This window comes from Sphingopyxis sp. sgz302558 (genome assembly GCF_057220455.1).
Genome location: NZ_JBXPUZ010000003.1, coordinates 22,759 through 35,561, shown reverse-complemented (window position 1 = coordinate 35,561; position 12,803 = coordinate 22,759). Strand labels below are relative to the sequence as shown.

Below are 12,803 nucleotides of genomic sequence, written 5' to 3'. Positions count from 1 at the left end.
GCGTGCGGGCCTGATGCATACGAATAAGTGGGTAGTCAGGCAGGGTTGGCACCGCAGGATTGACGCACAATCAGCCGGGTCGGCAGCGCGATCGAGCGAACGGTTTCGCCGCGGATGGTGTCGATCAGCGCTGCAACCAACGCTTCTCCGGCGCGGGTGAAATCCTGCTGGATGGTGGTAAGCGGCGGGCGCGTCAGGCTGGCTGCGGATATATCATCGAAGCCGACGACGGCGACATCGTGAGGCACCGAACAGCCGATGCGTTCAAGTTCGCGCATCGCACCGATGGCGATGAGGTCGCTGGCCGCAAAGATCGCATCGAATTCCACGCCGCGCGCGATTAGTGCGGCCACGCCGTCGCGACCCGACTGTTCCGTCAGGTTGGCATCAACCTGCAACGCCGGATCCGCGATGAACCCCACCTCGCGCAGGCCATCGGCGTACCCGCGATACCGGCCTCGCAGCTCGGGATAATGGTCGCTGCAGTCGCCGACAAAGGCAATTCGCCGCCGCCCGAGCGACAACAGGTGCCGGGTCGCGGTCAGCCCGCCCATATGATTGTCACTACCGACCACCGGCCCCAGCTGGTCGTCGCTGTTGTGGCCCCAGCGGACGAAATGGGTGTCACTAGCAATCAGACTATCGAGCTTGTCGCGATAGGGTTCAAAATCGCCGTGGCCGAGCAAGATGATGCCGTCGGCCTTGCGGCTTTCCTCAAACTCGGCGTGCCAGTCGGATGAAAATTGCTGCATCGAAATGAGCAGATCATAGCCGCGCTGCGCCGAAGCGCGCACAATCGACCCTAGCATGGCAAGGAAGAAGGGGTTGATCATCGAGCTGTCGGGCAGAGGGTCTTCATAGAAGAGCAGCGCCAGCGTATTGGTTTCGCGCAGCCGCAGACTGGATGCGTTCTTATCAACCTTATAGTTTAACTGCTGCGCTATCGCTTCGATGCGCTTGCGTGTGCTTTCGGACACAGCGGTGCTACCGCGCAGCGCGCGCGACACTGTTGGCTGCGAAACCCCTGCCAGCTGGGCAATATCAAAAGATGTCGGTTTCACCGCCAACGACCGCAGTCCCTCTCCACAGGCACGACGATTAGCAGGGTGCAGCATTTCTGCAACAACGCCGCGCCGCATTTTTGAATACGTATGCCCAATACTGTTGTCATGCAGGGTGCCAGCCTAGCACCCGAGATGTGGAGAGGTAATTTCAGGACCAGTGTAAACTGGCCACCCTAGTTGAAGGTGCCTCTCTCCATCGATGGCATGCAATAAGCCGCATTCGGGGAGATACCAAAGTGAACAGCTTCAAATTTTCCAGCCACGCCCGCCTGGTCCGTTCGACCAGCGCCGCCGCGCTTGGCGTCGCGCTGCTCGTCGCAGCCCAGCCCGCATTCGCGCAAGATAGCGCAACCGCAAGCGAAGACGAGGTGATGGAAACCGTCGGCGACGAAGAAATGGTCGTTACCGGTTTTCGCGCCAGCCTTGAAAGCGCGGTGAACCTGAAGCGCGACAGCGCTGTCATCGCGGAAGCTTTTTCCGCAGAAGACATCGGCAAGTTGCCTGATGTTTCGATCGCCGAAACGCTTGGCCGTCTGCCGGGCCTTGCGGTCCAGCGCGTCGATGGCCGGGCGCAAAGCTTGTCGGTTCGCGGTCTGGGCCCTGACTATTCGTCATCGCTGTTAAATGGCCGCGAACTTGTGTCGTCGGGCGACAACCGCGGCGTGGAATATGATCAATATCCGTCGGAGCTTATCAACCAGGGCGTCATCTACAAAACGCCTTATGCTGGTTTGATCGGGCAGGGTCTGGCCGGTACGGTTGATCTGCGCACCATCCGTCCGCTGGCGAAGTCGGGTCGTATCGTCGCTCTTGGCGCGCGCCTTGAGTTCAACGAAGACGGTTCGCTCAACCCGGATGTCGACGGCTGGGGATATCGCGCGACTGGCACCTATGTCGATCAGTTCGCGGACGACACACTGGGGATCGCCCTTGGTGCAGCCTACCAGTCCTCGCCAAGCCAGGTCGAGAGGTTCAATGCTTGGGGCTATCCCAACGATGCTGGCTTTACTGTTCTCGGCGGGATGAAGCCGTTCGCGCGTTCGGTTGATCTGGATCGTCTGGGTCTGTTCGGTACCGTCGAATGGGAGCCAAGCTCGGAATTCAATACGTCAATCGATGTCTTTTATGCCGACTATCGCGAGAAAATTCCGCAGCGCGGGATCGAATTCCCCTTCAATCCGGGCTGGGGTGCAGGCACCACCATCACCGCCAACAGCGGCGGGGCTTTCCCGGACAGCGTGACGCTGACCAATGTGCGTCCGGTTGTTCGCAACGATTATGATCGCCGCGATACCGAAACCTTTGCTGCCGGATGGAACGGAAAATACGAGAATGACGACGTCATTCTGTCGCTCGACGTTTCCTACTCCAAGTCGGATCGCCGTTTGCAGCAGATTGAGAGCTATTCGGGTCTGGGATATGGAGCGGCGTCGACTTTGCCGTTTGACACGATTACCTATACCCGCAACGCTTCGGGTTTCCCTTACTCCTTCTCGAACAGCATCGACTATTCGAACACGAACCTGATCCGCTTGACCGACCCGCGCGGTTGGGGCGGCGGCCGCAACATCGTACAGACCGGTTTCATCAACGACACCCGGACCAAGGATGATCTGTGGACGATCCGCGGCGAAGTTGTCGGCAAGGTCGAATCGGGTCTGATTGAGCAACTCGTTGCCGGTTTTGCGTTCAACGATCGCACCAAGTCGCGCGACATCACGCAAAACTTCCTCAGTCTGGCCGGCGGGACAACAACCAACCCGAATTTGCCGGGCGCGATCCTGTCCGCTCCAATCCCAGCCAGCGCGCTGATCGAGCCGATCGCCTCGCTTGGTTTCCTTGGTTTTGGTCCCCAGGTCGCTTACAATCCGTTCACCCTGCTGAACGACGGGACCTATGTTCTGACCAGCATCGAAAGTTCGGATTTGCCGTTCCCGGGCGACTGGACTGTGAATGAAAAGGTTTACACGGGTTACGTTCGGGCTGATCTGCGCACCGAAATTGGCACTCTCCCGATGACTGGCAACGTCGGTCTGCAGCTGGTTTTCACCGACCAGAGTTCCAGCGGGTTTGACTCGCCGGGTGGCATTGGGGCGCGCCGCACTGCGGTGACCGCTGGCGACAAATATTCGCACGTTCTGCCAAGCATCAACCTGACGTTCGAAGTCGCGGACAACATGAAGCTGCGCCTGAGTGCTGCGCGCACGCTCGCGCGGCCGCGTATGGACCAGCTCAATGCGTCGACCAGCGCGTCGATCAGCAACCTTCCGCAAGGCGCGCTTGGGTCGATCTTCTCGGCCGGCGGCGGCAACCCCCGTCTGCGCCCCTATGTCGCGGATGGTATCGATGCGTCCTATGAATGGTATTTCGGTGGCGGCAAAGGCTATGTGTCGCTGGCGGGATACTACAAGGATCTCAAAGACTTCGTGAATCCCAGTGCGTCGATCATTCGTGACTTCTCGTATCTCGTCCCGCTCTTGAGCCCGACGCAGCTTGCTACGTTCAACGCGAGTGGTGGTCAGACACTGGGTTTCGCTACTGCGCCGGACAACGCTGCGGAAGGACGCATCCTGGGTGCCGAAGCTACGGTGTTGTTGCCGTTTGAGGTCTTGACGTCGAGCTTGTCGGGCTTTGGCGTGCAGTCGAGCGTATCCTATACCGACAGCAAGCTGACGGTGACGCCGACGCAGGGAAATCCGTTCGACGTCGACGTGCCGGGCCTGTCAAAGTGGGTCGTCAATTCGACCATCTTCTTTGAACAGTCCGGGTTCGAGGCGCGTCTCAGCCATCGATATCGGACCAAGTTCCTGGCGGAATTTATCGGTATCTCGGCGTCTCGCAACTTCCGCGAAACCTATTCGGAATCGATTTTTGATGCCCAGATCGGTTATCGTTTCCAGGAAGGTCCGTTGGAGAACCTCTCTCTGACTTTGCAGGCGCTTAACCTGACCGACGAGCCGTTTGTGAACTTCCAGAATGGTGATCGTGCGCAGATCATCGACTATGAGCGCTATGGCCGAACCTATCTTGTCGGTGCGTCCTACCGCTTCTAGTCATCTTTGAGTTGGCGGGGCGCGCGGCATCGCGCTCCCCGCCACTTTCCTGAGTGGATATTGTCAGTTTCGGCAATGACGCAAAGATGAAGCAGGCGAGCGTTTTCTATGGAGCGCAGTTCGGATTCCCTTGCCATGCATTCAGGTTTAAATCAGCGGATCGTGATTGTCGGAGGCGGGACCGCAGGATGGATGGCGGCCGCATCCCTTGCGCGCTTTGCAGGGGGGCACCGGGTTACGCTGGTTGAGAGCGAATCCATTGGTACCGTCGGCGTCGGCGAAGCCACGATACCCCAGATACATTTGTTCAATGGCGCGCTGGGCCTAGACGAAGCCGAATTTCTGCGCGAGACACGCGGCAGTTTCAAACTCGGAATCGAGTTCGACGGATGGCTGCGCGACGGCCACAGTTACATGCACGCATTCGGCTCGATCGGGCGAGGGGCGGGTCTATTGCCCTTTCAGCATTATTGGCTGCGCGCCCATCATGAAGGTTTCGCAAAACCTTTGGTGCGCTATTCCTTGAACGAATTGGCGGCGCGGACCCTGCGGATGCAGCGGGGGCGCTTGACGGCGCAGTCCTTAGAACTGCCCTATGCCTCTCATTTCGACGCAGCGCCTTATGCCGCATATCTGCGCCGTTACGCAGAGGCGGCGGGCGTTACACGCCTGGAGGGCATTGTCGAAGATGTTCAATGTTCTGGCGACAACGGTTTTATTCAATCGCTGGCGCTAAATGGTGAGCGGCGCGTCGAAGGCGATTTTTTCATCGACTGCACCGGTTTCCGCGGTCTGCTGATCGAGCAGACGCTTAAGACGGGTTTTGACGATTGGAGCGCCTATCTGCCGTGCAACCGGGCGATGGCGGTGCCGTGTGAAGGTGGTGGCGATTTTACACCCTATACGCGGTCGTCGGCACGCAAGGCGGGCTGGCAATGGCGCATTCCGCTGCAGCACCGCATCGGCAATGGTTACGTCTATTGCTCCGACTATCTGTCGGATGACGAGGCGGCGGCGACATTGCTGCAAAATCTGGATGGCAAGCCGCAGGCAGAACCACGGCCGATCCGCTTTGTCACCGGCAAAAGACGCCAACACTGGAATAAGAACTGCCTGGCACTGGGCTTGGCCGCGGGCTTTATGGAGCCGCTTGAATCGACCAGCATCCATCTGGTCCAAAGCGCGATCAGCAGATTTATCGCGCTGCTCCCCGGCGGGCGTCCGAGCGACGCGGCGATTGCGTTCTTCAACGATCAGGCCGATTTCGAGTGGACGCGCATTCGCGATTTTCTGGTGCTGCACTATTGGGCGAACCAGCGGCATGGCGAACCCTTTTGGGATATGGTTCGCACGATGCCCTTGCCCGATACGCTGATAGCAAAGATCAATTTGTGGCGGGAAGCTGGGTTTATTCACCGCGAACATGAAGAGCTGTTCACGGAGCTGGGCTGGTTTCAGGTGTTTGTCGGCCAAGGCGTGATCGCGGATAGCTATAACCCGCTGGCCAGCGCAATGCCTGAGGCGGATTTGCGCCGCCTTCTCCATACCACTGAGGCGAGCTTTGTCGAAGAGGTCAAAAAAATGCCTCAGCACCTCCAGCTACTACAGGACATTGTCCAAGGCGACGACCGGGGAGTGACAGCGCAGTGAAAGTGATGAAATATTTTATTTTTCTGGTATTCAGCCTGTGTTCGCAGGTTGCCCAGGCGCAGTCGTTTCGCGACCGCCTGCCAGAAGATGAGGTCATCTATTTCCTGCTGCCCGACCGGTTTGAAAATGGCGATCCCAGCAATGATCGCGGCGGGTTGTCGGGCGACCGGCTGGTCACTGGCTATGATCCGACGCGCAAGGGTTTTTTTCTCGGCGGCGACCTTAAGGGTCTGACCCAGCGGCTCGACTATCTGCAAGGGATGGGTGTGACCGCCATTTGGTTGGCGCCGATTTTCAAAAACAAGCCGGTGCAGGGGCCGCCGGGGCAGGAATCGGCTGGCTATCACGGCTATTGGGTCACCGATTTCACCACCGTCGACCCGCATTTTGGCACCGAAGCCGAGTTCAAAACCTTCGTCGATACCGCGCACGCGCGCGGGATGAAGGTGTATATGGACATCATCACCAACCATACGGCCGATGTGATCTACTACCGCGAATGTGTGGGGCAGCCGGCCTGTCCCTATCGCAGCATCGGCGATTATCCCTATTCGCGTCGCGCGCGTGATGGGGCGGCGATCAATGATGGATTTGTTGGCGGCAAGGATGTCTCACCCGAAAATTGGGCGAAGCTGACTGCGGCCGATTATGCCTACACGCCATTCGCACCGGATGCGGAGAAGGACGTGAAGCGCCCAGCATGGCTGAATAACCCGGCTTTCTACAACAACCGCGGCAACACGACCTTCATTGGTGAAAGTTCGACCTATGGCGACTTCGGTGGGCTTGACGATCTGATGACCGAGCATCCGCGCGTGGTCGCGGGGATGATCGATATTTACCAAAGCTGGATCGAGCGCTTTGGCATCGATGGCTATCGCATCGATACCGCCAAGCATGTGAACCCCGAATTCTGGCAACAATTCGTCCCCGCCATCCTCGCCAAAGCCAAGGAAAAGGGCATCCCCAATTTCCATATCTTTGGCGAAGTGGCGACTGGAGATATGGACCCCGCGCTGCTGGCCGAATGGACGGTGCGGGCCGGGCTGCCCACGAACCTTGATATGGCCTTTTTTGCCGCCGTGCGTGATGTGCTGGCCGGCAATCGCGCGCCCGACCATCTGGTACGGCTGTTTGCTGCCGATATTCTCTATGCGGGCGGCGAGCCGACCGCGCAGCGGCTGCCCACCTTTATCGGCAATCATGATTTCGGGCGTTTCGGGCATTTCGCCGACCGCGCCCACCCAAGGGCTTCGCAGGAAGAACGGCTGGCGCGCGCCAAGCTGGCGCATGCGATGATGTTCCTGCTGCGCGGGGTGCCGACCGTCTATTACGGCGACGAACAGGGTTTCACCGGCGACGGCAATGATCAGGACGCACGCGAAACAATGTTTCCCTCACAGGTTCCCATCTATAACGACAATGACCTGATCGGCACCGACGCGACGACGGCAGCGAGCAACTTCACCCCCGGGCACCCGCTGTATCAGGCGATCAGGGAACTGGCAGCGGCCCGGAAAGCGTACCCGGCGTTGCGCTATGGTAGCCAAGTGGTGCGCAGCTATGACGACAAGCCCGGTTTGCTGTCTATCTCGCGGATCAATCCGGCCGATGGCAGTGATGTCGTCGTCATTTTTAACTCCAGCACCGCGTCTTTGACCGCGCGGGTGACTGTGGACTATCGCGCGACAGGCTTTGCGTCTGTGGTCGGCGATTGTCCCGCTACCGTGACCGCCCCGGGACAATTGACGATCAACCTTCCGGCGCTCGGTTACATGGCCTGCCGCGCGATCAAATGACGACGAGTGCTGTTCCCATGAATGAATATCGACCCGTCGCCGAAGCGCACAGCGACACCCGCCCATGGTGGCGTGGTGCGGCCATATATCAAATCTATCCGCGCAGCTTTGCAGACAGCAATGGCGACGGCATTGGCGACCTCGCCGGAATAACGGCGCGGCTGGATCATGTCGCCAGCCTGGGGGTTGATGCCATTTGGCTGTCGCCCTTCTTCACCTCGCCGATGAAGGATTTTGGATACGACGTTGCCGACTATTGCGGCGTCGACCCGATTTTCGGCAGTCTCGACGATTTCGACGCGCTGGTGGAGCGCGCGCACGGGCTGGGCCTGAAGGTTCTGATCGATCAGGTTTATGCACACACGTCTGACCTGCATGCATGGTTTGGGGAAAGTCGCGCTAGTCGGGGCAACGCCAAGTCTGACTGGTATGTCTGGGCCGATGCCAAGCCCGACGGCAGCCCGCCCAACAATTGGCAATCCGTGTTTGGCGGTCCGGCGTGGACGTGGGACGCGCGCCGCAGCCAATATTATATGCACAATTTCCTGCGCGAACAGCCGCAGCTCAATCTGCACAATCCGGCGGTGCAGGACGCCTTGCTGGACGTGGCGAAATTCTGGCTCGAGCGCGGAGTCGACGGTTTCCGCGTCGATGCCATCAACTTTTCAATGCATGATCCCGAGCTACGCGACAATCCGCCCGCGCCGCCGACTGACGCGCCGCGGTCGCGTCCGTTCGATTTCCAACTGAAAATTCACAACCAGAGTCACGCCGATATTCCGCTGTTTCTGGAACGGCTGCGTGCGCTGACCGACAGCTATGGCGACCGGTTTACGGTGGCAGAGGTTGGCGGCGATGACCATGACCGCGAAATGAAGCTGTTCACTGCTGGTGGGCGACGGCTCGACAGCGCCTATGGCTTTAACTTCCTTTATGCCGAGCGGCTGACGCCGGCGCTGGTGGCTGATGCGCTGCGCGCCTGGCCCGACGCCGACGGGATCGGTTGGCCAAGCTGGGCGTTCGAAAATCATGATGCGCCGCGCGCGGTGTCGCGCTGGACTTCGCCCGAACATGCCGCAGCGTTCAACCGTGTGAAGATGCTGCTGTTGACCTGCCTGCGCGGCAATATCTTTATCTATCAGGGCGAGGAGCTTGGCCTTCCGCAGGTGGACATCGCCTTTGAGGATTTGCAGGATCCCGAAGCGATCGCCAACTGGCCTATGACGCTGAGCCGCGACGGTGCCCGCACGCCGATGCCATGGCACGGCGAATGCGAACGCGGCGGATTTTCGAGCGCCAAGCCGTGGTTGCCGCTGGGAAGTGCGCATGGCGCGTTGGCCGTAGACCGGCAACAGGATGACCCGGCATCGCTGCTTAACCTGACGCGGCAGTTGCTGACCCTGCGCAAAGCCCACCCGGCGCTGCAGGCCGGTTCATGTGAGATTTTGCTGGTAGACAAAGCGCGTTTGGGGCTGCGCCGGGCCGTTGCTGACGAGACAATCGTGGCGCTGTTCAACCTGTCCGACCATGCGGTCGAATGGCCGACCGAAGTGTTGGCAGGAGGCGTGGTACTGCATAGCGTCAATGGGGCCACCATCGGCCGCCTGCCGCCCTATGGTGCGATCCTGATTGGGGAGAATGAGTAAGATGACCTTTGTTCGCGCGGCGCTTGGTGCCGGTCTCGCCCTTGCCGCCGTCCCGGCTGTTGCACAAAGCGGGGCACCGGTCACCGCAACCTCGCCCGATGGCAAAGTGCGCGTGACGCTGACGATCGATGGCGATGGCCGCGCCATTTATGACGTCAGCCGGGGTGGCAAGGCCATCCTCAACCCGTCGCGGCTCGGCTTTCTCTTTACCGACGTCGTCAAGCTCGAGCGCCGCTTGGCGGTAACCGGACAAGAGGTTCGCGATTTCGATGAAAGCTGGACGCAGCCGTGGGGTGAATGGGCAACCATTCGCAACCATTACCGCGAACTGAAGGTGCATTTGAAGGAAACGACCGCGCTGGCGCGCGTCGTGACCGTAACGTTTCGCATCTATAATGACGGTGTCGGTTTCCGATACGAAATCCCCGAACAACCGAACATGGCGACCACCAAAATCGCCGACGAGCTGACCGAATTTGCCTTCGCGAGCGAAGCCACGGCGTGGTGGAAACCCGCTTATCTGTGGAACCGCGAGGAATATCTTTACAACAAAACACCATTGTCGGCGGTCAGCACCGCGGCAACCCCGATTACGATGAAACTGGCCGATGGCACGCATGTCGCGCTGCACGAAGCCGCGCTCGTTGATTATTCGGGCATGGCGGTGACGCGGACCGAGGGTAATACGCTGCGCGCCAACCTGGCCCCCGGCGCGGGCGAAGCCAAGGTTACGAAAAAGGGGGCCTGGAACACCCCTTGGCGCACGCTGATCATCGCCGATGATGCCGCGGGCATTTATCACAGCCATTTGATGCTGAACCTCAATGAACCCAACAAGCTGGGCGACATGAGTTGGTTCAAGCCGGGCAAGTTCGCCGGCGTGTGGTGGAACATGATCAAAGGCGAATGGAGCTGGGCGCGCGGACCCAAGCATGGCGCGACCAATGAAAATGTGAAACGCTACATCGACTTTGCCGCAGCCAATGGCATTCCTGACTTGCTGGTCGAAGGGTGGAATGTCGGCTGGGACGGCGACTGGTTCGGTAACGGTTGGGACATGGACTTCACCAAGCCGACCGAAGATTTCGACATCACCATGCTGAGCGCCTATGCCAAGAAAAAGGGCGTGCGCTTGGTCGGGCACCATGAGACCGGCGGCGCAGTGACGCATTATGACAACCAGCTTGACCGTAGCTTCGCCTTTGCCGCCAAATATGGGATGATGGTGGTCAAGACCGGCTATGTCACCGACGCCGCCCAGCTGGAGCGGGTCGATGCCGACGGCACCAAATATCGCGAATGGCTCGACGGCCAATGGATGACCAACCATTTCATCCGCGTCGCCGAGACCGCCTATAAGCACAAAATTGCCTTCGACAGCCATGAGCCGGTCAAGGGCACCGGGCTGCACCGCACATATCCCAATTGGGTTGCGCGCGAGGGGATGCGCGGGATGGAATATAACGCCTGGGGCGGCAAGAACCCCCCCGAGCATGAGTCGAACATCGTCTTCACCCGCATGCTCGAAGGGCCAATGGATTTTACACCCGGAATTTTGAGCCTGAAGGGTGAGAAAGACAGCGACATTTTGTCGACCATCGCCAAGCAATTGGCACTGTATGTCGTCATCTATTCGCCGGTGGTTATGGTCGCCGATACGCCGGAAAATTATGCCAAATATCCCGGCCCGATGAAATTCATCCGCGATGTGCCGACCGACTGGTCCGAAACGCGCGTGCTGAACGGCGAGATTGGCGATTATGTCACCATCGCGCGCAAACATCGCGGCGGCGAGGATTGGTATGTCGGCGCGGTGGGCGACGAACAGGCGCGCGAGGTTTCGTTCAAGCTCGATTTTCTGACACCCCGCAAACGCTACAAGGCCGAAATCTATCGCGATGGCGATGACGCCGATTACCGCACCGAAAAGCGCCATTCGATTGCGATCGAGAGCAAGCTCGTGACCAGCGCCGATGCGATGACCATGCGCATTGCGCCGGGCGGTGGCTTTGCCATCCGGCTCGTGCCGACCAAGTGACCGCGCCGCCGCTGAACATCATCATATTGGGCGGCGGCACCGCCGGGTGGATGGCGGCCAATTTGTTCGCGCACCATTGGCCGCAGGCTGCGGTGACGCTGGTGGAATCGCCCGATGTCGGGATTATCGGCGTGGGCGAGGGATCGACGCCGCAACTGCGCGCCTTTTTCCACACGCTCGGCATGGCCGAGGCCGACTGGATGCCCAAATGCAACGCGACCTATAAGGCGGGCATCCGTTTCAATCGCTGGTCCGAAGTGCCGGGGTATGAGAGCTACTACCATCCCTTCGCGACCGAGGTGGATTTCCGGACGCAGCCGCAGTTCGTCTATAACTGCCGCGCGCGGCGGACGGGGCGCGACGTGCCGGCGCATCCCGACCGCTTTTTCCTGCCGCGCCTGCTGTCCGACGAGCGGCGTTGCCCGGTGCCGGGCGAGGGGTTCCCGCTAGACGTCGGCTATGGCTATCATTTCGACGCGCATCTGGTGGGGCAGGTGCTGAAGGACCATGCGCTGACGCTGGGCGTGACGCGGATCGAGCGGCACGTGACCGAAGTGGAGGTAGGCGAGGGCGGCAATATCGCGGCGCTGGTGACGCGCGAGGGCGAGCGCATCGCCGGCGACCTGTTCGTCGACTGCTCGGGCTTTCGCGCGACCCTGATGCAGGAGGCGCTGGGCGAGCGTTTCATTAGCTTTGCCGACAATCTGTTCAACGACCGTGCCGTGGCGATGCCGACCCCGCGCGATCCGGCGGGCATCAAGCCGCAGACCGAGGCGACCGCACTGTCCGCCGGGTGGCGCTGGTCGATCCCGCTGACCAATCGCACCGGCAATGGCTATGTCTATTCGAGCCGCTACATCGACAAGGACGCGGCGGAGACCGAGTTGCGGACCGAATTGGGCCTGCTCGACAGCGAAGTTGAGGCGCGGCATTTGCAAATGAAGGTCGGGCGGGTCGAGAGGAGCTGGGTCGGCAATTGTCTGGCGGTCGGATTATCGCAGGGCTTTATCGAGCCGCTGGAGGCGACCGCGCTGCATATTGTGCAGGCGACGGTCGAGGGGTTTATCGGTGCCTATGAAGGCGGCGGCTTCACGCCCGAGCATCGCGACGCGTTCAACGATCGCATCGCGCGGCGCTATGACGGCATTCGCGACTATATCGTCTGCCATTACCGCGTGAACCGGCGCAGCGACACGCAATATTGGCGCGACAATGCGGCGAATGATGCGCTGTCCGACAATTTGAAAACCATGATGACCGCGTGGTTTCGTGGGATGGACATGGACGCGGTGATCGCCGAGCTGGGCATATCGGCCTATTACGCCTCGGCGAGCTGGCATTGTTTGCTGGCGGGCTATGGCGTGTTTCCCGATGCCGCCAAGCTGGTGCCGCCGGGGGATGATGTGGTGCGGCATGACCTGGTCGAGGTGGATGAATTCCTGCGCCGCTGCGCGCTGAACTTTGGCGGGCATGATGCGGCATTGGCGGCGATGGGGACGGGGTAGGGGGCTAGGCCCCCGTACGGCTGCCTTCCGGATCACTAAAGTTTCGCC

The 12,803-nt window shown here is 60.0% G+C and carries 7 protein-coding genes; 6 read left to right on the top strand and 1 reads right to left on the bottom strand.

Features of this window, described 5'->3' with window-relative positions; all coding sequences use genetic code 11:
- Positions 1 to 35: 35 nt before the first annotated feature.
- Positions 36 to 1,115 (bottom strand): LacI family DNA-binding transcriptional regulator, encoded by a 1,080-nt coding sequence (locus AC2TC0_RS10745; protein ID WP_484718109.1) that lies wholly within the window; start codon positions 1,113 to 1,115, stop codon positions 36 to 38.
- Positions 1,116 to 1,300: 185 nt separating this feature from the next.
- Here AC2TC0_RS10745 and AC2TC0_RS10740 point away from each other — a divergent pair, with 185 nt between their 5' ends.
- The 6 genes from AC2TC0_RS10740 to AC2TC0_RS10715 all read left to right on the top strand — a co-directional run bounded on the left by AC2TC0_RS10740 (position 1,301) and on the right by AC2TC0_RS10715 (position 12,755).
- On the top strand, positions 1,301 to 4,117 hold the full coding sequence (locus AC2TC0_RS10740) for a TonB-dependent receptor (protein WP_484717525.1): 2,817 nt from the start codon (positions 1,301 to 1,303) through the stop codon (positions 4,115 to 4,117).
- Between the two features lie 135 nt (positions 4,118 to 4,252).
- Positions 4,253 to 5,767 (top strand): tryptophan halogenase family protein, encoded by a 1,515-nt coding sequence (locus AC2TC0_RS10735; protein WP_484717524.1) that lies wholly within the window; start codon positions 4,253 to 4,255, stop codon positions 5,765 to 5,767.
- Between the two features lie 5 nt (positions 5,768 to 5,772).
- Positions 5,773 to 7,566 carry an alpha-amylase family glycosyl hydrolase gene (locus AC2TC0_RS10730; RefSeq protein ID WP_484717523.1) on the top strand — a complete coding sequence of 598 codons (1,794 nt, stop codon included), beginning with the start codon at positions 5,773 to 5,775 and terminating at the stop codon, positions 7,564 to 7,566.
- A 17-nt stretch (positions 7,567 to 7,583) separates the two neighbouring features.
- On the top strand, positions 7,584 to 9,212 hold the full coding sequence (locus tag AC2TC0_RS10725; protein ID WP_484717522.1) for an alpha-glucosidase: 1,629 nt from the start codon (positions 7,584 to 7,586) through the stop codon (positions 9,210 to 9,212).
- Position 9,213: 1 nt separating this feature from the next.
- Positions 9,214 to 11,250 (top strand): glycoside hydrolase family 97 protein, encoded by a 2,037-nt coding sequence (locus tag AC2TC0_RS10720; RefSeq protein WP_484718108.1) that lies wholly within the window; start codon positions 9,214 to 9,216, stop codon positions 11,248 to 11,250.
- Positions 11,247 to 12,755 (top strand): tryptophan halogenase family protein, encoded by a 1,509-nt coding sequence (locus AC2TC0_RS10715; RefSeq protein ID WP_484717521.1) that lies wholly within the window; start codon positions 11,247 to 11,249, stop codon positions 12,753 to 12,755. The genes AC2TC0_RS10720 and AC2TC0_RS10715 overlap by 4 nt, the downstream gene beginning before the upstream one ends.
- Positions 12,756 to 12,803: the final 48 nt, after the last annotated feature.